This window comes from Methyloceanibacter methanicus (assembly GCF_001723285.1).
Taxonomy (GTDB): Bacteria; Pseudomonadota; Alphaproteobacteria; order Rhizobiales; family Methyloligellaceae; genus Methyloceanibacter; species Methyloceanibacter methanicus.
In genome coordinates, this window is the sequence record NZ_LPWG01000007.1 from 51,884 (window position 1) to 74,473 (window position 22,590).

Here is a 22,590-nt window from a genome sequence, read left to right on the forward strand (position 1 = left end):
TAATCCAATGGGCGGAGTTTTGCCACGGCGACGCAGTGTCCCGGCTCAATGTCGGAGATTCCGTCGCGAGCGCGGCGTCGCCCGTTGGTTAGGTCGGCTCTGCCGTGAACGGCGTGTTCCATTTGATGTGGCGGCGGTATGCCAAGGGCGCCTGGCCGGTCCAGCGAGTGAAGGCGCGTGTGAAGTTGGCGTGTTCGGAATAGCCGAGCGCCAGGGCAATCTGCGTGATCGTCATGTCCGTGTTGCGCAAGAGCTCCATCGCCCGTTTCGAGCGCACGTAGGCCAGGAGGTCTCGATAGCTCATGCCGTCCGTACTGAGATATCGCTGCAGGGTGCGTACACCTATACCGGCCATGCTGGCGATCCCGTCGATATCGGATTTCCCATCCATGAGGCGCAGAATGGCCATCGCCATGATCGTCCGCACCGGATCGTGCAGATAGGGGAGGGTTTCGGTTGCCGCCACATCGAGGAACGTGATCGGGCTCGGCGTCGCGGCGCGCCCCTTTTGCGACAGGCACGCAAGGGGCATCGCGACGCCGACGGCGTCCCGGCCGAAGCGGATCGGCGCGGGAAGCGCCTTCTCGATGATATGGGCGTCATTGTCACGGGGATAGGTCAGTTCGAACCAGTCCGGTTGCCACGTGGCGCCCAAGAACGCCTGAACCGATTGCAGCATCGGGAAGACAATATGGTCCGTATGCTGAATGTTTGTTAGGTCCAACTGCTTGGGGCGGTAGCGCCAGACGGCATAGGCGCCTTCCCGCTCCAGCGAGAACCGTGCGGAGTTTTGATGGAAGTGGAGGGTCTTGCGAGCCCGCTCCATGCCGTCGCTCAGGTTCGGTGCCTGGATGCAGTACTGAACCCACAGACCGAAGGTGTGACAGTGCATCCGCTCGCCCACGCGGAGACCGAAGTCCCTGGAGCCGACGCTTCTGGCCGCGCGCTCGAATACGCCGATCATGGCCGGCTGGGGAACGAATAGGCTCGGATCCTCGACCGCCGAGAGGGAGAGGCCTTCGGCGTCGAAGGCTTTCTGCAGGGCGCGCTCGCTTCCCCACTCGGTAACGAGTTGCGGCAACGGGCCAAATCCGGATGCCCGCGTGATCGGAACGACTGAGTGCTGTGGTGAAATTGACACCGGAAGTGCTGCCGCGCTGACGCAATATGACAAGCAGAGAGTAACACGGCTTTTTACGGTTTGCGCGATTCAGGCGCAATGGGGCTTGATGCCTCCCCCGCCTTGTCACGCAAGACGCCGAATGCCTGCCGCTGGGACCGTACGCTGCCCGACTGTATCCGGGGAACGTGGCCGCACGTTCGGCCGCACGAACCGAGGCGGCGACGTCTCGGCACGAACGAGGCCGGCCAAGGAGGAACAATGTCCAAACTGTCACCGTTGAAGGCGCTCGCGGGTCTCGGGCTCGCGGCCTTTGCTTTCGTCGCGGCCGGCCAGGCGGCCGCGCAAGAAGCGCCGAAGCCGAACATCCTCATCCTTTGGGGTGACGATATCGGCCAGTTCAATATCAGTGCCTACAACCAAGGCATGATGGGCTACCGCACGCCGAACATCGACCGGATCGCCAAGGAAGGCGCCTTGTTCACGGACTGGTACGGACAGCAAAGCTGCACGGCCGGCCGGGCGGCCTCATCACGGGGCAATCGCCCGATCCGCACCGGGTTGACCAAGGTCGGGTTGCCGGGCGCCCCCGAAGGCATGAAGGAACTCGATCCGACCATCGCCACGCTTCTCAAGGCGCAAGGATACGCGACGGGGCAGTTCGGCAAGAATCACCTCGGCGACCGCGACGAGATGTTGCCCACCAATCACGGCTTCGAAGAGTTCTTCGGAAATCTCTACCACCTCAATGCGGAGGAGGAGCCGGAAAACCCCGACTACCCGAAGGATCCCGCCTTCAAGGAGAAGTTCGGGCCGCGCGGCGTGATCCGGTCCTCGGCCAACGAAGACGGCACGCAGAACATCGAGGACACCGGTCCGCTCACCAAGAAGCGCATGGAGACGGTCGACTACGAGGTCACGGACGCCGCGCTGGAGTTCATGGAGCGCACGCACAAGGAAGGGAAGCCGTTCTTCCTGTGGTGGAATTCCACGCGCATGCACATCTTCACGCATCTGCGCGACGAGGCCCAAGGCAAGACCGGCTACGGCGTCTATGCGGACGGCATGGTCGAGCACGACGCCCATGTCGGCCGGCTGCTCGACAAGCTGGACGAGCTCGGCATCGCCGACAACACCATCGTCATGTACTCGACCGACAACGGCGCCGAGACCTTTACGTGGCCCGACGGCGGCACCACCATGTTCCGCGGCGAGAAGAACACCAATTGGGAGGGCGGCTATCGCGTTCCCACGGTCATCAGATGGCCGGGCGTGATCAAGCCCGGAACCATCGTCAACCAACCGGCCGCGCATGAGGACATGCTGCCGACGCTCGCCGCAGTGGCGGGCGACGCGACGGCCAAGGACGACCTGCTCAAGGGCCGGAAGATCGGCGAACGGGACTACAAGGTTCATCTCGACGGCTACGACATCGGTCCGGCGCTCAAGGGCGAGGGCGAGTGGCCCCGCCAGGAGTTCATCTACTGGACCGACGACGGCAGCGTGGCCGCGCTTCGCTACAACGATTGGAAACTCACCTTCCTCGAACAGCCCGAGGAAGGCGTGCGGGTGTGGATACATCCGTTCGAGGAACTCCGCTCGCCGCTGCTGACGAACCTCCGCATGGATCCCTTCGAGCGGGCCTTCCAGGAAAACGCCATGGGCTTCCAGCGCTGGTACCTGGAGCACATGTTCGCCATCGCGCCCGCGGCTGCGTATGTCGGCAACTGGCTGCAGAGCTTCCGTGAATTTCCGCCGCGGCAGAAGCCCGGCAGCTTCAATCTGGACCGCGTGATGGAAGCCGTCACCACTAAGCCCGGGAGCCCCTAAGAGGCCGTGCGCGCCGCGCCGTCCTGTCGGCGCGGCGTCCTCGACATGACCGGCGGGGCGGTTGACGGCGTGTCCTTCCGCGTTGCCGTGTTCCGTCCACGCCTTGTTGCCGTGCGGCCGCGCATTGGGCTTTGACGTTCGCGCGAAACGGTGTAGGCGTGTTCGTCTATCACGCCGGACGGTCACGCACCTTCGGCAACGAGGCAACCATCCGGTCGTCTGTTTCTAAAAAAACGCGCATGGCGAAATCCAGATACACACCTGGCGGGTTCGATATCGCCGTCAAGAAAGCGCGTGCCGGCCGGGGCCTTTTCGCGAAGGAAGACATCCCCAAGGGCGTCTGCGTTCTCGAATATGTGGGCCGGACTCTTTCGCAAAAGGAAGAGTATACGAGCCGTAGCCGTTATTTGTTCGAGGTCACCAAGCACAAGACCATCGACGGGTGGAACAAGCGCAACACCGCGCGCTACATCAACCATTCCTGCAAGCCGAACTGCGAAGTCGAGATCCACAAGAAGCGCGTCTTTGTCTTTTCCATTCGGAAGATCAAGGCGGGCGAGGAACTCGGCTACGATTACGGGAAGTCCTATTTCGACGCCTTCCTCAAGCCGATCGGTTGCCGCTGCCTCAAATGCATGTCCGAGAGGAAATGGGCGAAGGTCGAGGCCAAGGAGCTGAAGGCCAACGCACTTAAGAAGAGCAAGGCGCTCAAGAAAAAGAAGAAAAAGGCCTGAGGTCCTTGAGGATCGCGCGGGCGGCGTTGTGACCAGGAGCGCCGGTGACGCCACCGCCGGGATGGGCGCCGGAGCCGCAGTGATAGAGGCCCGCCACGGGCCCGCGATAGGCCGCATAGCCCAGAGCCGGCCGCGCGGAGAACAGTTGGTTCAGGGACAGCCGGCCGTGGAAGATGTCGCCGCCGGTCAGCCCGAATTCCCGCTCGAGGTCCAGCGGGCTCAAGACCTGCCGGCCCATGACGCTCTCCGAGAAACCCGGCGCGTAGCGATCGACCGTCGCGATCATCAGATCGGCCACCTCGTCGCGGGCCTCGTCCCAGGACCGGCCGCCCGGTAGACGCGGGGCCACGTGCTGGCAAAAAAGGCTGGCCACATGCGCTCCCGGCGGTGCGAGCGTGGGGTCGATCGTCGAGGGGATCAGCATCTCGATAATGGGTTCGGCGCTCCAGCCGCCTGCGCGCGCCTCGCGGTAGGCACGATCCATATAGTCGAGACTGGGCGCGAGGATGATCCCGGCGCCGTGATGGTCGCGCGCGACCGCGCCGGGGAGACACGTGAAGTTCGGCAGCTTCGAAAGGGCGACGTTCATGCGGAACGTGCCCGAGCCGTATTTGAACGTCTCCATGCGGCGCGCGAAGGCTGTCGGCTGCGCGTCCTTGGCGACGAGTTCGCCGTAGAGCCGCTTCAGGGTCATGTTCGCGGCGACGGTGCGGCCTCTGACGACGCGTCCGTCCGCCAGGACCACGCCCGTGGCGCGGTCACGCTCCATGAGAATCTCGGCAATCTCGGCGCCGGTCTCGATCTCCGCCCCATGCGCGCGTGCATTCGAGGCGATGGCCTCGGAGATGGCGCCCATACCGCCGATGGCGTGCCCCCAATGACCCTTCTTGCCGTTCACCTCGCCAAAGGCGTGATGCAGCAGCACATAGGCCGTGCCCGGCTCGTAGGGGCTGGCATAGGTGCCGACGATCGAGTCGAAACCCAGGAGTGCTTTGATGGGGTCGCTCTCGAACCAGCGATCCAGAAAGTCCGCGGCCGACAGGGTGAACAGGTCCACAAGCTCTTGCTGTCCGTCGATCCCGAGCCGGCCCAGTTGCTTGCCGAGGGGCGGCCACGCGGGCGAGTTCCCGCAAGGTGGGGTGCCCTTCGGCGTGGGGGGAGGGCGCAAGACCAGCGCGCGCAGCGCGTCCGCGATCCGTTCGAGATGGGCGCAATAATCGTCGTACCGCGCGGCATCGCGCCGGCTGAATTTGGCGATCTCCTCTTTCGTGCGTCCGTTGCCCGTCAGGAGATAGTCGCTGCCGGACAGGGGCAGGAAATTCATGGCCGGGCGCTCGACGATCCGGAGCCCGTGCCGGTGAAGGTCGAGATCGGCGATCACCTTGGGATTGAGCAGGCTCACCGCGTAGGCGCAGACGGAATTGCGGAAGCCGGGATGGAACTCCTCCGTGACGGCGGCCCCGCCCACACGGTCCCGCCGCTCCAGGACTTTGACGCGCAGGCCCGCCCGGGCGAGATAGGCCGCGCAGACGAGCCCGTTATGGCCGCCGCCCGCGATCACGGCGTCGTAGGTCTCCGCTGGGGTCGTTGCGTCGGCTGGCATCTGAACGATCTGGTCCTGGCCCGGAAGGGCGAGACATCTCTGTCCCGGGCACGGTATCTATCTTACCGCGCCTCTACCGCATAGAACGCGCTTTCGCTGGCGAACGCGCCAAAGGGGAGGAATGCCGGACACACAGACAAAGCCGTCGGCCGTACCGCCGCGCCGGGGCGCGCTCGTCGGCATGATCGGGCCGGGGCTCCTGCTGGCCGCGACCGGTGTCGGCGCGGGCGATCTGGCCACGGGCAGCTTCGTGGGCGGGTTGCTCGGCACGGCGGTATTGTGGGCGGTCGTCGTGGGCGCGTTCCTGAAGTTCGTCGTCACCGAAGGCTTGGCGCGCTGGCAGCTGGCCACAGGCGAGACCTTGATCGAAGGCGTGGCCGCGCGGGCCGGACGCTGGGCGCTGTGGCTGTTTCTGCCCTATCTGCTGCTGTGGTCGTTCTTCGTGGGCTCGGCGCTGATGAGCGCGACGGGGGCGACGCTCTACGCGATGCTTCCCCTCTTCGGGCATGCGGAAACGGGCAAGATCGTGTTTGGCGCGGCCGCGAGCCTCACAGGGCTGGCGTTGGTCTGGTTCGGCGGTTACCGCCTGTTCGACCAGGTCATGCGCGTGTGCATCGGCGTCATGTTCGCGACGGTGATCCTCACGGCCATTCTGCTCTGGCCGGGCACCGGGGCCGTGCTGGAAGGCCTGTTCGTGCCGCGCATACCGGAGGCCGGGGGCGAGGGTGTGACGTGGACGCTGGCCTTGATCGGGGGCGTCGGCGGCACGCTGACCGTGCTCTGCTACGGGTACTGGTTGCGCGAGGAGGGGCGTGACAAGCCGGAGGATCTGCGGCTATGCCGCGTGGATCTCGGCACCGGCTATGCCATGACGGCGATCTTCGGGATCGCGATGGTCATCATCGGATCGAGCGTCACCATCGAGGGAAGCGGCGCGCAATTGCTGGTCACGCTGTCGGAGCGGTTGGACGACGTCATGGGCCCGGCGGGCAAGTGGCTGTTTCTCGCCGGCACGTTCGGTGCGGTCTTTTCGAGCCTTCTCGGCGTTTGGCAATGCGTGCCGTATTTGTTCGCCGATAGTTGGGCCCTTCTGAACGGCGGGCGCGAAGACGGTCACGAGATCGACACGGCCTCGAAGCCCTATCGGGCGTTTCTGCTGGCGATCGCCACGGTGCCGATGATCGGTCTGTTCTGGCGGTTTCGCGATGTGCAGATGTTCTACGCGGTGATCGGCGCGTGGCTGTTTCCGGTTCTTGCGCTCACGCTGCTGGTCTTCAACGGGCGCGCGGCTTTCGTCGGTGCGCGCTTCGTCAACCGGCCCCTGACGGTTCTGGCCCTCGTCGTCGTTCTGGCGTTCTTCAGTTTTCTCGGCTTGCGGCCCTATCTCGGCTAAGGCGCACCCCGAGGGGCGGCCCGCTCAGTCCTCGAAGAAGCCCTGCCAGGGCGTGCCGGCGAACCGCGCCTTCAGGTCGGCATAGTTGGCGATCAGTTCACGGAGCTGTTCGGGGTTCTGCTTTGAGTGAAAGGACGAGAGATTGCGGGGATGGACGCCCAAAAATGACTGGATGCGGTTCAAGACCGCCGCCGGATCGGCGGAGAGGTCTTCATAGCTGACATCGAGCATGTCATGGCCGGAGAAGAAATCGTGCGTGTCACGCTGCCAGCGTTCCGTCCGCTCGAAGTCGTCGCGGCATTTGTCGAAGTCCAGGGTCGCGCGCTTGTCTTCGGTCTTGACCGCGTTGATCTGTCCAGACTGCGTCCATTTGGACGTTCGAAAGGCGATGGCTTCGGACAGGTGGGACCGCAGTACGTTCCGCCGCACCAGATGGATGATCTTTATGCGCCGGTCCGCGAGAAGATGATCCCAGATCGATACTCCCTCGGCGTTCTTATGGCGCCCATGCGTGTAGAACAGCTTGAATCCAACGGCCTCGATTTTCGAGGGGTAGGCGCAGAAGGCCTCGCGCTCCAGGTATTCGATAGGCTGCGCGGCTGCCAGGCTGCCTGGCTCCTGTACGCGCCGGAACGAAAAGATCTCGTCCTTGACCACGATGCCCGGATGCGAGTTCAGATAGGACGACAGCATGTTCGAACCGACCCGGCTCCGGCAGACGATGACGAAGCGGACGTAGTCTCGCTGACCTCGAAGGAGGCCGCGCTGGATCGCGGCATCTTGCAAGTGCAGGTACTGCTTCCGCAGACGATCCACTGCGAGTCGGTAAATCGATTTCATTCTTGAGTGATAGACCGTTTGCTGGCGCGCCGTGGCGGCCCGGTCCGGCGTTGCGGCCGAACCCCTGGAGCGCGTGTTCGGCGGCATTAATAGCGATTGAGGCCGTCCGACACAATCGGACAGCGCGTGCGCGCGGCGTTCGGGAGTGCGGCTCCGCAAAAAAAATGGGGCGGCGCCTCGTGGGAAAGACGCCGCCCCGGTCGACAGGGGCATGGGGAACGCCCTGGACCTTAAGGAGAGTCGACCAGGACGACTTCGGCGTCCTCGATCGCCTTGACGGTCACCGCGGTTTCGTTGGTCAACGCCACGCCGTCGCGGGGGTTTGCAACGATGCCGTTGACCTCGACCTTGCCGACTGCCGGCACGAGATAAGCATGCCGCCGCGTGCCCATGCGGTACTCGGCCGTTTCGCCGGCCTTGAGCGTGGCGCCCAGCACGCGTGCCTCGGCGCGGATCGGCAGTGCGTCAAGATCGCCCTCGAAGCCCGACGCGAGCGGGACGAACTCGCCCGCGCGCTGCGTCCGAGGGAAGGGCTTGGTGCCCCAGGACGGGGCGCCGCCTTCTTTGTCCGGCTCGATCCAGATCTGGAACAAGGTCGTCGGCTCGTCCTCGAAGTTGTACTCCGCATGACGGATGCCGCGGCCCGCGCTCATGACCTGCACGTCGCCGGCTTCCGTGCGCCCGCGATTGCCGAGATTGTCCTCATGGGTGATCGCGCCGTTCCGCACATAGGTGATGATCTCCATCTCCCGATGCGGGTGAGGCGGAAAGCCGGTGTTCGGCGCGATCTCGTCGTCGTTCCAAACACGCAAGGCGCCATGGCTCACGCGTTTGGGATCGAAATAGCGCGCGAAGGAGAAGTGGTGGTTGGCTTTGAGCCAGCCGTGATCCGCGCGTCCAAGCGTTTCGAAGGGTCTGACTTCGATCATCGGAACCTCCCTTTGTTGGTGAGTCCTAGGCGGTGATGCCGCCATCCACGTTCAGTGTCGCCCCCGTGATGTAGGAGGCCTCCGGTCTTGCGAGGAATGCGACGGCTGCGGCAACTTCGTCAGGTCTGCCGTAGCGACCCAGCGCGGTGCTGGCCGAGAGGGCAGGTGCCATCTCGCTGTCCGCTGGGCTCATGTCCGTATCGATTGGTCCCGGTTGCACCGTGTTGACCGTAATCCCGCGCGGACCGAGGTCACGGGCCCAGCCGCGGGTAAAGGCAGCGACTGCGCCCTTGGTCGCGGAGTAGTCCGCCAGTCCCGGCCATGGCGAGGTGTCGCCCACGATCGATCCGATCGAGATGATGCGTCCGCCGTCCGCCATGAGAGGGGCCACCGCCCGAACGGTTGTGGCAACGCCGCGCACGTTGACGTCGAACATGCGGTCGAGCTCGGCCAGATTGTTGGCGCGGTCGTGCACCTGACCCGTGACGAAGACGCCCGCATTGTTCACGAGAATGTCGACCCGCCCGAAATGAGCCACCACGGCGGCGACGAGGGCGCCGACCTCGTCGGTTCTGCCCTGGTCCGCCTGAAAGGCTTTGGCCCGGACGCCGAGCGCCTTCAATTCCGCCACCAACGCGTCCGCGCGGTCCTTGGAGGCTGCGTAGCTGATGGCGACATCGGCGCCGTCTGTGGCCAGCGCGCGTGCGATTGCCGCGCCGATGCCGCGCGACCCGCCGGTAACCAGGGCAACTTTGCCTTCGAGGACTTTCGACATGGTCCAACACTCCGGTCAAATAACGTAGTGAACGCTACATAAGTGCCTGGACCGATCACGTCAAGGGAATTATATAACGTGCACTATAAATGTGGGAGGTGCTAGGGATCGGACAATTGGAAGGAGATCGAATCGTGGCCGTTGGCCGTCCGAGAAGTTTCTGCAAGGATCAGGCGCTTGACCGCGCGCTTGAGGTTTTCTGGCGCAAGGGCTTCGAGGGCGCCAGCATTTGCGACCTGACCGAGGCCATGGGGATCAATCCCCCGAGCCTGTATTCGGCGTTCGGCAACAAGGAGCAGCTGTTCCGGCAAGCGCTCGATCGCTACGCCGAGGTCTATGCAAAGCGGCGGCGCGAGATCCTGGCCGCCCCATCCGCCCGCGAGGCCATGGAAGGGCTTCTGCGGGATGCGGCCCGGTCCCTGACCGACAAGTCGAGGCCCGTCGGCTGCCTCTATGTCCAGGCGATTGCCGGGGCCAGCGAGCACGCGGCCTGCATCCGGGAAATGCTCAAGTCCAAGCGCGAGGACAGCGAACGGGAGATTCGCGACAGGCTTCGCCGGGCCAGGGCCGAAGGCGAATTGCCCAAGGAAGCCGATCCAGCCGCCCTGGCGCGCTATATCACGACGGTTGCCCAAGGGATGTCGGTTCAGGCAGCTGGCGGGGCGACTCGCAAAGAGCTGGATCGCGTGGTGGATCTCGCGCTCGGCGCCTGGCCGGCTTGATCGTGTGCGACCGCCACGGTCATCCTGTTGTATAACCTCTATATTCTTGAGGACCCGAGCTGGCCTGTGCGCCGCTTCGGTGACATTCGAGATGCGGCCTCAACGGCCAATGAGCGGACGGTAGGCGCGGGACCGACTCATGCGTCGCATTGGAGCACTTATCGCGGGGGCGGCTGTGTTGGTCTGCGGGCCGGTCCGGGCGCTATCGGCTGAAGCGCCGGAGCTCGCCATCGCCGGCGGGCTCAAGGCCGCGGCCGGCGTCATGGGCGCGCCGCGCCCCTTCGTGGAAATCGTGTGCCCCTATATGCAGCGTCAGGCCGAGCAGCGCGGACTTCCGCCCATGCCGTTCGTGCGTCTCATCTGGCGCGAGAGCCATTTCAATCCCAACGCGGTGAGCCCCAAAGGCGCGCAAGGCATTGCCCAGTTCATGCCGGGCACGGCGGAGGAGCGCGGGCTCCAAGACCCGTTCGAGCCGATTTCGGCGATACGGCATTCGGCGAGCCTTCTGGCCGATCTCAACCGGCTGTTCGGCAATTTCGGCCTCGCCGCCGCGGCCTACAATGCGGGTGAGGAGCGCGTCCAAGGCTGGCTCGACGGCACACGGACCCTGCCGGGAGAGACCCGGGCCTATGTCCAGTTCGTCACGGGCCGCATTGCCGAAGACTGGAAAGAGGACGGGGCCGAGCTTCCCGAGGCGCTCCGAATCGAAGGCAACGTCGTCCAGGATTCGTGCAAGAAGCTCGCGCCGTTGGTGGTTCGCGCGGTCTTTGGCGCGCCGGGCCCGCTGACCGCCAGTTCGCGCTGGCGTCCCTGGGGCGTGCATGTCTCGACGGCGTTTTCCAAGTCGAAGGCGCTCGCCCAATATTCACGGCTGAAGCGGGCTCATGCGCGCGTTCTGGGAGACACGGAGCCCTATGTCTTTCCCAAGCGCAATCGCAGCCGGGGGCGGCGTCCGCTCTACATGGTGCAGATCGGGGCGAGCAGCCGCAGCGAAGCGACGAAGATCTGCGCCGCCCTTCGACGGGACGGCGGCGCCTGTATCGTGACCAAGAACTAGCGGCTGCCGGCTTCGACACCGGCAGCCCGGAGAGCGATGCGTCCTAGAACGCGATGCTCGTATTGGCCCAGAGCGTGCCATTGCGCTCGAGCTGGTAGCCGTTGACGTTTTCGTCGACGGGCTGGAGCCATTCGGCGGAAAGTCGCAAGCCCTCAAGCGGTCCGCTCGGCACCACGGTGTTGATGCCGAAGCCGATGTCCCAGAACGTTCCGCCGTAATTGTACTGAAGATCGGGCGGGCTCGAATGATTGTGCGGGCCGTTGTAGTGGCCCTCGATCTTGCCCTGGTCGGTGTAGAGACCGCGAACGGACGCCGAGATCCAGTCGGCGAAGCGGTAGCTGCCCCAGCCGGTCACTTGCAGGACATCGCCGAGCCGGTAGCCGGAGTCGTTCTCCTCCTCCATGCGCACGATGCCGAGCACCTGCGCACCCCATGCGAACCGGTCCGCCCGGCCCGTGTAGGTGATGCTGGGCAGGAAGTCCCAGGTGCCCGATCCCGGCTGCATCATGTAGTGGGTGAAGACGCCGTTCATCTTCTTGTCGACCGAGCCGGTCGGCGCGCTGAACATCGGCGAAAACTGCAGATGGTAGCCCGGGCCGTCGGCAAGGCGGAGCTCGGGACCGAAGATCGTATCGCCCCAGCCTTCGGTACCATGGGAATGGCTCCCGCTATGCGCGTGGGTGCCATGGCTCATCATTCCGTCCGTGTCGCCCATGCCCATATCCATGGAGTCGCCATGCCCCATACTGCCGTGCCCCATGTCGCCATGATCCATGTGACCGCTATGGCCCATGGCGGGCGCGGAGGACTTGAGCGGTCGCATGGTCATGTCGTGGGTCATGTACATCGGCATCACCATCAGGGTCATCCAATCGGTGGGCGCGTACATGATGTCGAGCATGTACATGTTCATGGACATGCTGTTCTGGACCATCGCGCACTTGTTCGAGCCGCAGCCGCGATCGATGATCATCTGATCGCCGGCCTTGCTTCCCCCATGGAGCATGTCGCCGCTCTCGCTGGAATATGAGTAGCGGAGGCCGACCATCCATTCGCCCTTCTTGTGCATATGGTCGAACATGACGCCCGCCGGGCCGTGCGTGTCCGGAAGCGGTCCCGTGCCCGTGCCTGTGCCTGTGCCTGAATCGGCGAGAGCCTGACCCGATGCGCCGGCGGCGCCCAAAGCCAGACAGAGACTAAGCGCCGCGATGTGCCGGCGCGCGATTGCGTTGTTCATTGATCCCCCCAAAGAGCGCCGGTCTTGGCCGGACGTCTCTTGCGTTGTCGACGTTGTCGGGTTTGACGCGACGAACACGCATACCGAGCAAGCGGTACGCGAAGTCGCGGTCACGAAGTCTGAAAAATGCCGAGGTTACGCGTGGGGAGGGGCGCGAGGCTGACCTTCGGCCAGCAAGGTGGCCTCGTAGACCGTCTGGTCGCCGTGCCGCTGCGCCGCGGACAGGGCCGCGGATCCTGGGGCCACGAGATAGGCGAATGCCCCCAGAACGGCGCCGCTGCACATTCCGCCGCAGCCTTGGCGGCAGCTCATGTGGCAGCACTGGCAATCAGCGCTATTCTGGCTCTGCTTCTGGCTGTCGGGCGCAAAGGTCCCGACCGGAACCTGGCTCGCCGTGCGCGTGGTGCAGATGATGCCCGCAGATTCGGATCCCGTGGCCAGCATGGCCGCATGAGCGGTCGTCGAGACAGGAATCACCAATGACTGGAGCAACAAGCCCCAGACCATGACGAGTCCAATCCAGTCCCGTTCCTTTCGGAGCCAGCGCATCGGAATCCTTGAGTTTCTGTCCATTCCCGTCAACAAAGACAACGCGAACGGATTATGGCTTTCCGCCAATCGTGAAGTCTTGATTTAGCGCAACTTTTGGCCCTGCGTCCACTTCTTACGCTGCGTCGAATTCTCCCCGGGAGGGGGTCACCGCCATGATCACAATCTACGAGGCGCGCGAGAGGACCCTGCAGCGCCAAACCGGCCTTCCGCGGGTGACGGACGAGGCCGTGTGGGTCGATCTGCTCAATCCGACCCACGAGGAAGAAGACATCATCGAACGGGCGCTGGGATTCGATGTGCCCACCCGCGAGGAACAGCAGGAAATCGAAGCGTCCAGCCGGCTCTATCAGGAGGGCGGGGCCTTCTTCATGACGGCGACGCTGGTCTTCAAGGGCGGCGGAAGCGAGGCGCAGGTCACGCCCGCGACGTTCATTCTGCACGGCAACCGTCTCGTGACCGTGCGCTACGCCGAGCCCGGTGCCTTCGCCATGTTTCTGGGGCGCTGCAACCGGCAAGAGCTCGACCTGAACAGGGGATGCATGGTGCTGATCGGTCTCTTGGAGGCCATTGTCGATCGTCTGGCCGACTACATCGAGCAGATCCAGTCCCAGGTCGAGCACCTGTCCCACTCCGTGTTCAAGAAGAGGGAGAGCCCGGCCAAGCGGCAGCACCGTTACGATGTGGTGTTGCAGTCCATCGGCCACGAAGGAGAGGTCGTGTCGAAAGTGCGGGAGAGCTGTCACTCCCTCGGCCGGCTGCTGACCTACCTTGCCTACGCGGTCAACGAGCGCAAGGAGGGCAAGGTCGTCTCCTCGCGGGTGCGTGCGGCCGTGCGCGACGTCAATTCGCTGACGGACCATGCCACGTTCTTGTCCGGCAAGATCGTGTTCTTGCTCGATGCGACGCTGGGCATGATCCAGATTCAGCAAAACGACATCATCAAGATCTTTTCCGTCGCGGCGGTTGTCTTCCTGCCGCCGACCTTGATTGCATCGATTTACGGGATGAATTTCCAGGACATGCCGGAACTCAACTGGGTTCTCGGCTATCCGCTCGCGCTCGGGATGATGATCCTATTTGCGATACTGCCTTATCTTTATTTCAAGCATAAGGGCTGGCTGTAGAGATTGGGGTTGCACTGCGGGGCCGCTATCGCCACATTTGGGTTCAAGCGGATCTTTGTGGTCATAATTATTTCGAAGTGCCGGTGCACTAATGGTGCCCGCAAGTCCAGACACCCGAACCCCCAAGATAGGAGGAAGGATGACACGTCTGATCGTTTCCGGGTTTATCTCCGCGGCCTTTGCCGCCGCTGTTTTCGTTTCCGCGCCTGCCAGCGCAGCGCCCGCGGGCTTGACCGTGCCGTCTGCAAAGAATGGCATCGTGCAAGAGGCCGGCTGGCGCCGCCGCAATCGCGAGACCGTGGTCGATGCCCCGACCACGACGGTGCGCACGGACGATTCCAGCACCGATGTGCGGGCGCCGTTCACCGACGTTCGCACAAGCCGCCGCGGCACGTGGGTGCGCGCGCCGTTCGTCAATCTGTTCGTGCCGAAATAGTCTTCGACAGTCGAACGCAGACATTTTTCCGAAAGGGCGCGGGAGGTTTTCCTCCCGCGTTTTTTTGTTTGCGCTAACGGCCGTCGGCCGGCTTGAGCGCTTGGATGTCCGCGCTACCGCGCCTGTGTATGTCGGCGATTCACTTGGGGTCGTCATGGCCGGGCTTGACCCGGCCATCCACGATTTTCCTTGCAGAGAGTCCGGCGTGGATGCCCGGAACAAGTCCGGGCATGACGGCAAAGAGGGCTGTTGCGCGTCCCGTCGCACTTGGCCGGCTGTCGGCCGGGAATTTCGGTGCGCTACCGGCCTCCGGCCTACTTGAGCGCGTGTAGGTTTGCGCTACCGCGCTTCGCGCTACTTGAGCGCTAGAGCAGCGCCGAAAGGGTGAGGCTCACGCCGGCGCAGATCGCCAGCGTGGTGAGAATGCCGAGCCGGCCACCGAAGATCAGAAGGGCGGCGAGGACCGAGAGCAGCGCGGCGTCCCACTGAAAGCTCGCAATCTCCGGCGTCCACAGTCGCAACGGGCCGTAATCGGTGGCGGTCACGGTCTTGAATATGACGTGGAGCGCGAACCACAGGCTCAGGTTCAAAATGACGCCGACGACGGCCGCGGTGACGCCGCGCAACGCCCCGGCGAGTTTCGGGTTGGCCCGCAGGCGCTCCACGTAAGGCGCGCCCGTGAAGATCCATAGGAAGCACGGGGCGAAGGTTGCCCACAAGGTGACCAGCGCACCGAGGAGCCCGTACACCAGCGCCGGGCTCCCGCCTTCGCGATAGGCGCCGAGAAAGCCGACGAACTCGGTGACCAGGATCAAGGGCCCGGGCGTGGTTTCGGCGAGCCCAAGCCCGTCCAGCATTTCGGGTGCGCTCAGCCAGCCATAGGTCCCTACCGCCTGCTGGGCCATATAGGCGAGAACCGCGTAGGCCCCGCCGAAGGTCACCACCGCGAGCTTTGAGAAGAACACGGCCACATCCGTGAAGACCGGCGGGAAGAGCAGGCTCACGGCGATCAGCGGTGCGATCCAGACCGCGAGCCAGAGGGCCGCCGTCCGCACGGTCTGCGAGATCGTCACGGGCTCGGCGTCGAACGCGGTCGTGTCGGCCTCGGGGAGCCTGTCGGGCGCGAAGCGCGCGAGCAGATAGCCGGCCAGCGCGGCGAGCGCGACGATGATCGGAAACGCCACGGCAAAGAAGAAGATGGCGACGAAGGCGAGCGCGGCGATCGCCCAGGCCTCGGCGCCGTGGAGCGCACGCTTCGCCACCTTGAGCAAGGCATCGACGACGATCACGAGCACGGCCGCCTTGATGCCGAGAAAGGCCGCTTCGACCACGGGGGCCTGACCGTACCAGGCATAGGCGATCGAGAGCGCCAGCACCACGGCGGCGCCAGGCAGAACGAAGAGCAGTCCCGCAACCAGCCCGCCCAGAGTGCCGTTGAGGCGCCAGCCCACATAGGTCGCAAGCTGCATGGCTTCTGGACCCGGCAGCAGCATGCAGAAATTCAGCGCGTGGAGGAACCGCTCGTGGCCCATCCAGCCGCGTTCTTCCACCAGTTCCCGGTGCATGAGCGCGATCTGCCCCGCCGGCCCGCCGAAGGAGGTGACGCCGATCTTCGTCCAGACCGGGAGCGCCTCGCCGAGCGAGGGCGGGCGGTTGCCGGCGGTGCCGGACGTGCCGCCGGCCGGCCTGTCCGCGGGCTTGGTGTCCGCTGGGCTCATCTCCATGGTTTGTCCTAACAGTGGATCGGGCCGGCTACCACCGGCGGCATTCGCCAGGCGCGCGCGCGTAAGAGGCCGAATCGGTACTATGATTGACCGACCGCGTATCGCGCACCCCGAGGGCTGAGGCTATCCGACGGATATGACAGAGGCGCAGCTTATTCAGGTCACGGTCTTTTTGGCCGCTGCCGCGATTGCCGCGCCCTTGGGCCGTTTTCTCCGGATCGGCGCCGTGCTCGGCTATCTTGCCGCGGGGGTCGTCATCGGCCCCTTCGTGCTCGGACCGCTCTATGCGCTGGACCATGTGGAGAAGGTCCTCAAATTCGGCGAGTTCGGCGTCGTCCTGCTCCTGTTCGTGATCGGGCTGGAGCTGCGGCCCATCCGTCTTTGGGCCATGCGGTCGGCCATTTTCGGGCTTGGCGCGGCACAGCTGGTGCTGACCGCGTTCGTTCTCGCCGGAATCGCGCTGGCCCTCGGCGTTGCGGTCGGGCAGGCCCTGTTCATCGGGCTTGCGCTGTCGCTCTCCTCGACCGCCTTCGCCTTGCAGGTTCTGGAGGAGAAAGGCGAACTCACGACGCGCCACGGGCGGCTCGCCTTCTCCGTCCTGCTGTTCCAGGACCTGGCCGCGATCCCGCTGATCGCGCTGGTGCCGCTTTTCGCGCTCGGCGGCGAGGAGCCCACGATGGACTTCCGCAGCGCCGGGCTCGCCATTCTCACCATTGCCGGCGTCATCGTCGTGGGCCGGTTCCTGCTGAGCCGCCTCTACCGGCTGGTCGCGGCCGTGGGCGTGCGCGAGGCGATGACGGCCACCGCGCTGCTGACGGTGGTCGGCGTGGCGCTGCTCATGGAGGAAGTAGGGCTGTCCGCGGCGCTCGGGTCGTTCATCGCCGGCGCGCTTCTCGCCGACTCCGAATATCGCCATCAGATCGAAGCGGACATCGCGCCCTTCGAAGGTCTGCTGCTCGCCGTGTTCTTCATGGCCGTGGGCATGTCCATCGACCTGTCGGTCCTGGTGTCGCGCCCCGGTGCGCTGCTGCTCATCGTGGCGGTGCTGGTCGCCGTGAAGCTCGCCATCCTCTACGGGCTCGGCCATTGGTGGGGCCTGCGGGACGCGGCGGCCCGCCGGCTCGGGATCGTGCTCAGCCAGGGCGGCGAGTTCGCGTTCGTGCTGTTCGCCGTCGGTATTGTCGAAGGGGCGATCGACCGGGACATCGCGGGCCTGCTGACATTGGCGGTGACGTTGTCCATGGCCACCACGCCGCTGCTGCTGCTCGCGGACGATCTGTTCCTGAAGGCGCGAAAGGGCGCCGCGCCCGACTACGAGATGCCGCCGGACGGCGAGCAGCATGTGATCGTCGCCGGATTCGGCCGCTTCGGGCAGATCGTCGCGCGCGTGCTGAGGGCCCGGCACATTCCGTTCACGGCGCTCGACAAATCGATCGCGCAGGTCGATTTCGTCAAGCGCTTCGGCGCGAACATCTATTACGGCGACGCCGGCCGGATCGACATCTTGCGCGCGGCGGGCGCGGCGAAAGCCAACGCCTTCGTTCTGGCCATCGACGATGTGGACGACTCGCTGCGCGTCGCCGAAGCCGTGCGGAAGAACTTTCCGGACCTTCCCATCTATGCCCGCGCCCGCGACCGCATCCATGTGCATAAGCTCACGGACCTTGGCGTCACCATCATCGAGCGCGAGACCTTCCTCGCGGCGTTGAACCTGACGTCCGAACTTCTGCGCGGCCTTGGCCTGAAGCCGAAGGAAGCCAAACGCCTCATCGACACCTTCAAGACTCACGACGAGAGGCGGCTCTTCGACGACTACCAGGACTATACGGACCGGGAGAAGATGCGGGCTAACGCGTTGTCCGCCGCGGTCGAACTCGAGGCGTTGTTCGCGCAGGATATCGAGGCGCTGGAAGACGGGGCCGCTAGCGGTGAGCGGTCAGATGATCGAGGATCATCTGGTTGACCTTGGCCGGATGGGTGAACGGGCTCATATGGCCCACGCCCTTGAGGGTCTTCAGGTCCACGTTGGGCAGCGTCTTGCTCAAGAGTTCCGTCACGGCCCGCGTGGGCGGCGGCGTCTTCGCGCCGAGGATCAGCAAGGTGGGGGCGGTGATTTCCGCGTAGTCCATCGCCGTGCTCTTGGCGTCGAGCGCGATGGAGAATTCGAGCGCGACTTTCGGGATCGTCGCGGCGATGGCGCTCTTGAAGCTGTCGGGCGAAATCCACCAGCGCCAGCGGCCGAGCCAATAGCTCATGAAGGCGCCGGCGGCCTTCTTGTCGTCGCCCTTGGCGACCGGGTCGAGGACGGCGACGCCGAGCTTCTCCACGTCCTGCCATTCAGGCAGGTCTTCCAGGCGGAGCAGGTGAAAGGAGACCGGCTCGATGAGGGTCAGACTCTTGACCTTGTCCTTGAGGGTCCGTGCGGCCTCGAGCGCCAGGGCCGCGCCATAGGAGTGCCCGACAAGGTGCAACGGGTCCCGGGCCAGGTCGGCGACGGCGAGCAGCGCATCCACATCGGCCTCGATCGAGAAGGGCTTTTCGGCGGGCCAGGGGGCCGAGCGTCCATAGCCGATGAAGTCCGGCGCCAGAACGCGCCAGTCTTCCGCCAAGACATCGATCAGCGGTGCCCATTCCTTGTGGGAGGCCGCCGAGCAATGGCCGAGCAGCACCGGTGGTCCTTCGCCCTCGTCGAGATAGGCGATTTCGACGTCGCCGGATGTCAGATAGTTCACGATCCGCCCCTTTTTCGCTGCCCCGATCATTAGCGGGCCGGACGATTCGCGTCTACCGGCTGAGGCGCGCTAGCCGGCGGGTTGGAGCTCCGGCTCCTCGGCGGCGGCGGCGGCCTTTTGCACGGCCTTCTGCACTTTTTCGACGCGCGGACCTCGATCTGGCGGATACGCTCGCGGCTGACGCCGAATTCCGTGGAAAGCTGCTCCAAGGTCAGCGGGTCTTCCGAGAGGCGGCGCGCCTCGAAGACGCGTCGCTCCCGTTCGTTCAGGCCCTTGAGTGCGTCGTGCAACATGCCGCGGCGCTGCTCCTGCTCCTCGGACTCGGCCAAAGCGGTCTCTTGATCGACGGCGGTGTCGTCCACCAGCCAATCCATCCACTCGCCGCTTTCCGCATCGTTGCGCACGGGCGCGTTGAGCGAGGAGTCCCCGCCCAGCCGGCGGTTCATGGACACCACGTCTTCTTCGCTGACGCCCAGCCGGGTGGCGATCTTCTTCACCTGATCGGGCCGCAAATCGCCTTCTTCGAGCGCCTTCAGCTGTCCCTTGATCTTGCGGAGATTGAAGAACAGCTTCTTCTGTGCGGCGGTCGTGCCCATCTTCACGAGGCTCCACGAACGCAGGATGTATTCCTGGATCGCGGCCCGGATCCACCACATGGCATAGGTCGCCAGGCGGAACCCCTTTTCCGGATCGAAGCGCTTGACCGCCTGCATCAGGCCCACATTGCCTTCGGAAATCACCTCGCCGATGGGCAAGCCGTAGCCGCGATAGCCCATGGCGATGCGCGCCACGAGCCGCAAGTGAGACGTCACCAGCTCATGGGCCGCATCGCGATCGCCATGCTCGCGCCAGCTCTTGGCAAGCATGTATTCCTGCTGCGGCTCCAGCATCGGAAACTGTCTGATTTCTTCGAGATAGCGCGTCAGTCCGCCATGCGCGCTGACGCTCGGTAAGCTCTTCGAGGCCATGGCTGTATTTCCCGGAACCCGTCTCCTGCGGGGACGATCACGTCCCCCGCATCTTTCGTCTTAGAACGTCCCCCGGCCAGTCCGTCTATAGGACGTTTCAAGCTCGCATGAAAGGGGGGCGCATCATCACAGTTGCTTGAATTGTCGCACAATCTCGGCGAGATCGTCAGGGAGTTCACTGTTAAATTCCAGTAATGTCCCCGTGGACGGATGGACGAACGCCAGATGCGTCGCATGCAGCGCTTGCCGGTCGAGCGCCGAAATCGCGCCGGCCAGGTCGCCCGGGAGCGTCCGCAGCTTCGATTTGAACCCCGTGGCGTAAAGCGGATCGCCCACGAGCGGATGGCCGTAATGGGCCATGTGAACGCGCACTTGATGGGTCCGCCCGGTTTCGAGCGTGCATTCGATGAGCGAGGCGACGGCGTCTTTGCCGTGACCGCCATAGGACTCGAGCAGCCTCCACCGGGTGGCGGCGAAGCGGCCTTTGTCCTCCGGCAGGACGGCCATCTTGGTCCGGCTCGTCGGGTGGCGCCCGATCGGCGCCTCGATCCGCCCGTGGGGCCGGGAGGGCGCGCCCCAGACAAGCGCCAGGTAGCCGCGCGCCATCTCGCCGGTTCGTCCGTGGTCGGCGAATTGTTCGGCCAGCGCGCGATGGGCCTGATCGGTTTTGGCGACGACCATCAGACCGCTCGTGTCCTTGTCGAGCCGGTGGACGATGCCGGGCCGGGCCACGCCGCCGATGCCAGAGAGGCTCTTGCCGCAATGGGCGAGGAGCGCGTTCACCAGCGTGCCATCCGGCTGCCGGCGCGGGATGGACCACAAGGCCCGCAGGCTTGTCGACGACGATCAGGTCCTCGTCCTCATAGACCACGGCGAGGGGGATCGCCTGCGCTTTGAGGTCCGGGGCGGCGGCCGGCGGCAGGGCGAGCTCGAAGCATTCGCCCGGTTTGACCTGTATTTCACGTCCTCTATGGTCGCGCCGCTCGAGGGGCTGTCCGCGAAGCGCACATGGCCTTCGCGGATCAGCGCCTGGATGCGCGTCCGGCTCATCTCGGGCAGCGCCTCGCTCAGGAACCGGTCGAGCCGCTCGCCGCTTTGGGCCGCGTCCACCTCGGCAAGCACACGTCCGGCGTCCGCCTCCATGGTGTCCAAGTCCAGGGATGCGTCCGGATCGGCAGGGGATCTGTTTCAGTCATTGTCGTGCGCGGCATGTTTCGGAGTCTGTCATAGGATGACAACGGCGGTCGACCCAGAGAATACGCCCCTCGAGGACAGGCGCATCGAAGGCACCGTGTTCACGCCGCGCCAGGTGCGTCTGCTGAAGATTGCCGTGGTGGTGATGGGGCTCCTGCTCCTGGCCGGGCTCGCCGCCGTGATCGCCGGCATGATCTTCCAGGCCTCCAAGGTAGGCAAGAAGGCGCCACCGCCTGCGCCCGCCGTTTCGGCGCCGGTTCTATCCGGCGCGCTGTCCGCCCTGACCATCCCCGAGGCGGGGAGGTCGCCCTGTTGGCGCTCGACGGCGACCGTCTGGCAGTTCACGTGCGATGGCCGGACGGCGGCGAGATCGCCATTGTGGACCTCGCGACCGGCAAGGTCGTCTCCCGCGTCCCGATCGAGAGGGCGCCAGCGCAATAAGCCTTGATCGCGACGGGCGCGAGAACTATAGCTTCTCGTTCGTGTGCAGGGCCCGTTCGTCTAGTGGCCTAGGACGCCGCCCTCTCACGGCGGAAACAGGGGTTCGACTCCCCTACGGGCTGCCACTTCCGGATAATTAGCCACTGATTACCCGCGCAGGAGGCGGTCGACCTCCTCGCGCGTCGGCAGGGACGGCTGGGCGCCGTTGCGTTGGGTCGCCGCCGCACCGGCGGCACAGGCAAAATGCAGGGCGTCGGCGTAGGATTGTCCCTCCACGAGAGCGACGGTCAAAGCGGCGGTGAAGCTATCTCCGGCGCCGGTGGTATCGACGGCGCTCACCGCCGGCGGCGAGGCGCGCGCGATCTCTGTGCCATCGCGAAAGAGCGCAGCCCCCGATGCGCCGAACGTCTTTGCCACCAGACCCTCCCGCGAGGCCAGGCCTTCGCCGTACCAGGCCGCCTCCGACTCGTTGACGACGATCAGGTCCGCATGGCGCAGCACGGCATCGTCGACCTCCTGGGTCGTGGCGAGCGTGACGCAGGTGAAGCCCTCGAAGCGGCCGACCGCCCGCGATACGGCGTCCCCGGGTGCGACGTGCTCGCTTAAGAGCGCGTCGACGTCCGGGAGGTCAAGGCTCGCGGAGGCGAGTTGCAGGTTCGCTCCGGGCGCGACCACGATTTGGTTCTCGCCGTTTGCGGCAACCGCGATCAGGGCCACGCCGGTCGCCGCGTCGGGCAGGGCGGCTACGCCGGACAAGTCGACCCCGCTCTCGCGCAACAGGGCCAGCGCCGCATCCGCATCCGCGTCCTGGCCCACGCGCCCCATCAGCGCCACGTCCGCGCCAAGGCGGCGCGCCGCCAAGGCTTGATTGGCCGCGCCGCCGCCCGGATATCGCGTCAGCACGGCGTCCGTGACCTTCGCGCCGGACGTCGGCAGGCGCGGCGCGGTCGCGACGATGTCGAGATTGATCGAGCCGATGGCAACCATGGACGGCATAGCCCAACTCCCGAATTGGCGGACGGCGGTCCGTCTTTGGTGCCGGGAAGCATGACCTGTTGGCCGCACGCGAGGCAAGCGTCCAAGCCTGGAACCTCAAGGTCGGTCGGGCGCGTCATCCGGCACGGCTTGTCGGCGAACAGAGCCTCGGATTTTGACGCCGCTCAAGGACAACCGGGCGCA

Annotated in this window: 20 protein-coding genes, 1 tRNA gene and 1 pseudogene; 10 read left to right on the forward strand and 12 right to left on the reverse strand. The window is 65.1% G+C overall.

The features are described 5' to 3' along the window. Positions 1-88: 88 nt before the first annotated feature. Entirely contained in the window at positions 89-1,081 is a 993-nt protein-coding gene (locus AUC68_RS04700; protein WP_069436587.1) for a helix-turn-helix domain-containing protein, read from the reverse strand. A gap of 300 nt (positions 1,082-1,381) precedes the next feature. On the opposite strand from AUC68_RS04700, the gene AUC68_RS04705 reads away from it, so the two are divergent. Both AUC68_RS04705 and AUC68_RS04710 read left to right on the forward strand, forming a co-directional pair. Continuing rightward, positions 1,382-2,950 carry an arylsulfatase gene (locus AUC68_RS04705; RefSeq protein ID WP_069436588.1) on the forward strand — a complete coding sequence of 523 codons (1,569 nt, stop codon included), beginning with the start codon at positions 1,382-1,384 and terminating at the stop codon, positions 2,948-2,950. Positions 2,951-3,189: 239 nt separating this feature from the next. Then, positions 3,190-3,684: an SET domain-containing protein gene (locus AUC68_RS04710; RefSeq protein ID WP_083240425.1), complete on the forward strand. Its 495-nt coding sequence runs from the start codon at positions 3,190-3,192 to the stop codon at positions 3,682-3,684. Here AUC68_RS04710 and AUC68_RS04715 read toward each other — a convergent pair. Further along, positions 3,659-5,287 carry a phytoene desaturase family protein gene (locus AUC68_RS04715; RefSeq protein ID WP_069436590.1) on the reverse strand — a complete coding sequence of 543 codons (1,629 nt, stop codon included), beginning with the start codon at positions 5,285-5,287 and terminating at the stop codon, positions 3,659-3,661. The genes AUC68_RS04710 and AUC68_RS04715 overlap by 26 nt on opposite strands. Before the next feature lie 121 nt (positions 5,288-5,408). On the opposite strand from AUC68_RS04715, the gene AUC68_RS04720 reads away from it, so the two are divergent. Then, entirely contained in the window at positions 5,409-6,680 is a 1,272-nt protein-coding gene (locus AUC68_RS04720) for an Nramp family divalent metal transporter (RefSeq protein ID WP_069436591.1), read from the forward strand. 24 nt (positions 6,681-6,704) lie between these two features. Here AUC68_RS04720 and AUC68_RS04725 read toward each other — a convergent pair whose 3' ends face one another. The 3 genes from AUC68_RS04725 to AUC68_RS04735 all read right to left on the reverse strand — a co-directional run bounded on the left by AUC68_RS04725 (position 6,705) and on the right by AUC68_RS04735 (position 9,224). Continuing rightward, positions 6,705-7,466, reverse strand: a complete 762-nt coding sequence (locus tag AUC68_RS04725) for a Stf0 family sulfotransferase (protein WP_158008232.1) — start codon at positions 7,464-7,466, stop codon at positions 6,705-6,707. A gap of 284 nt (positions 7,467-7,750) precedes the next feature. Continuing rightward, positions 7,751-8,449 (reverse strand): pirin family protein, encoded by a 699-nt coding sequence (locus tag AUC68_RS04730; RefSeq protein WP_069436593.1) that lies wholly within the window; start codon positions 8,447-8,449, stop codon positions 7,751-7,753. Between the two features lie 25 nt (positions 8,450-8,474). Continuing rightward, positions 8,475-9,224, reverse strand: a complete 750-nt coding sequence (locus AUC68_RS04735; protein WP_069436594.1) for an SDR family NAD(P)-dependent oxidoreductase — start codon at positions 9,222-9,224, stop codon at positions 8,475-8,477. A 134-nt stretch (positions 9,225-9,358) separates the two neighbouring features. On the opposite strand from AUC68_RS04735, the gene AUC68_RS04740 reads away from it, so the two are divergent. Both AUC68_RS04740 and AUC68_RS04745 read left to right on the forward strand, forming a co-directional pair. Then, on the forward strand, positions 9,359-9,946 hold the full coding sequence (locus AUC68_RS04740) for a TetR/AcrR family transcriptional regulator (protein ID WP_069436595.1): 588 nt from the start codon (positions 9,359-9,361) through the stop codon (positions 9,944-9,946). 139 nt (positions 9,947-10,085) lie between these two features. Then, positions 10,086-11,003, forward strand: coding sequence for a lytic transglycosylase domain-containing protein (locus AUC68_RS04745; protein WP_069436596.1), 918 nt, complete (start codon positions 10,086-10,088; stop codon positions 11,001-11,003). Positions 11,004-11,046: 43 nt separating this feature from the next. Here the strand turns inward: AUC68_RS04745 and AUC68_RS04750 are convergent, their stop codons facing one another. After that, positions 11,047-12,240 (reverse strand): transporter, encoded by a 1,194-nt coding sequence (locus AUC68_RS04750; RefSeq protein WP_069436597.1) that lies wholly within the window; start codon positions 12,238-12,240, stop codon positions 11,047-11,049. A 135-nt stretch (positions 12,241-12,375) separates the two neighbouring features. After that, positions 12,376-12,789 carry a hypothetical protein gene (locus tag AUC68_RS04755; RefSeq protein WP_069436598.1) on the reverse strand — a complete coding sequence of 138 codons (414 nt, stop codon included), beginning with the start codon at positions 12,787-12,789 and terminating at the stop codon, positions 12,376-12,378. A 155-nt stretch (positions 12,790-12,944) separates the two neighbouring features. Here AUC68_RS04755 and AUC68_RS04760 point away from each other — a divergent pair, with 155 nt between their 5' ends. Continuing rightward, positions 12,945-13,916: a magnesium transporter CorA family protein gene (locus AUC68_RS04760; protein ID WP_069436599.1), complete on the forward strand. Its 972-nt coding sequence runs from the start codon at positions 12,945-12,947 to the stop codon at positions 13,914-13,916. Positions 13,917-14,055: 139 nt separating this feature from the next. After that, a complete protein-coding gene (locus tag AUC68_RS04765; protein ID WP_069436600.1) occupies positions 14,056-14,352 on the forward strand; it encodes a hypothetical protein in 297 nt (98 codons plus the stop codon). A 365-nt stretch (positions 14,353-14,717) separates the two neighbouring features. Here AUC68_RS04765 and chrA read toward each other — a convergent pair whose 3' ends face one another. Further along, positions 14,718-16,076, reverse strand: coding sequence for a chromate efflux transporter (chrA, locus tag AUC68_RS04770; protein ID WP_083240424.1), 1,359 nt, complete (start codon positions 16,074-16,076; stop codon positions 14,718-14,720). 136 nt (positions 16,077-16,212) lie between these two features. Here chrA and AUC68_RS04775 point away from each other — a divergent pair, with 136 nt between their 5' ends. Further along, positions 16,213-18,039, forward strand: coding sequence for a monovalent cation:proton antiporter-2 (CPA2) family protein (locus AUC68_RS04775; RefSeq protein ID WP_069436601.1), 1,827 nt, complete (start codon positions 16,213-16,215; stop codon positions 18,037-18,039). Here AUC68_RS04775 and AUC68_RS04780 read toward each other — a convergent pair. From AUC68_RS04780 to AUC68_RS18310, 3 genes and pseudogenes are all read right to left on the reverse strand, one after another. Then, on the reverse strand, positions 17,999-18,808 hold the full coding sequence (locus tag AUC68_RS04780; RefSeq protein WP_158008233.1) for an alpha/beta fold hydrolase: 810 nt from the start codon (positions 18,806-18,808) through the stop codon (positions 17,999-18,001). The two genes, AUC68_RS04775 and AUC68_RS04780, sit on opposite strands and share 41 nt — an antisense overlap. A gap of 69 nt (positions 18,809-18,877) precedes the next feature. Further along, a pseudogene (rpoH, locus tag AUC68_RS04785) lies at positions 18,878-19,776 on the reverse strand (RNA polymerase sigma factor RpoH). A gap of 126 nt (positions 19,777-19,902) precedes the next feature. Beyond that, complete coding sequence (locus tag AUC68_RS18310) at positions 19,903-20,559, reverse strand: RluA family pseudouridine synthase (RefSeq protein WP_342027456.1); 657 nt, start codon at positions 20,557-20,559, stop codon at positions 19,903-19,905. 4 nt (positions 20,560-20,563) lie between these two features. Here AUC68_RS18310 and AUC68_RS18315 point away from each other — a divergent pair, with 4 nt between their 5' ends. Beyond that, positions 20,564-21,418 (forward strand): hypothetical protein, encoded by an 855-nt coding sequence (locus tag AUC68_RS18315; RefSeq protein WP_342027457.1) that lies wholly within the window; start codon positions 20,564-20,566, stop codon positions 21,416-21,418. Between the two features lie 42 nt (positions 21,419-21,460). Further along, a tRNA-Glu gene (locus AUC68_RS04800) sits at positions 21,461-21,536 on the forward strand. Between the two features lie 22 nt (positions 21,537-21,558). Here AUC68_RS04800 and AUC68_RS04805 read toward each other — a convergent pair. Beyond that, the gene (locus AUC68_RS04805; RefSeq protein ID WP_069436604.1) at positions 21,559-22,407 is read right to left on the reverse strand and encodes a PfkB family carbohydrate kinase; all 849 of its coding nucleotides are present in this window, start codon (positions 22,405-22,407) and stop codon (positions 21,559-21,561) included. Positions 22,408-22,590: the final 183 nt, after the last annotated feature.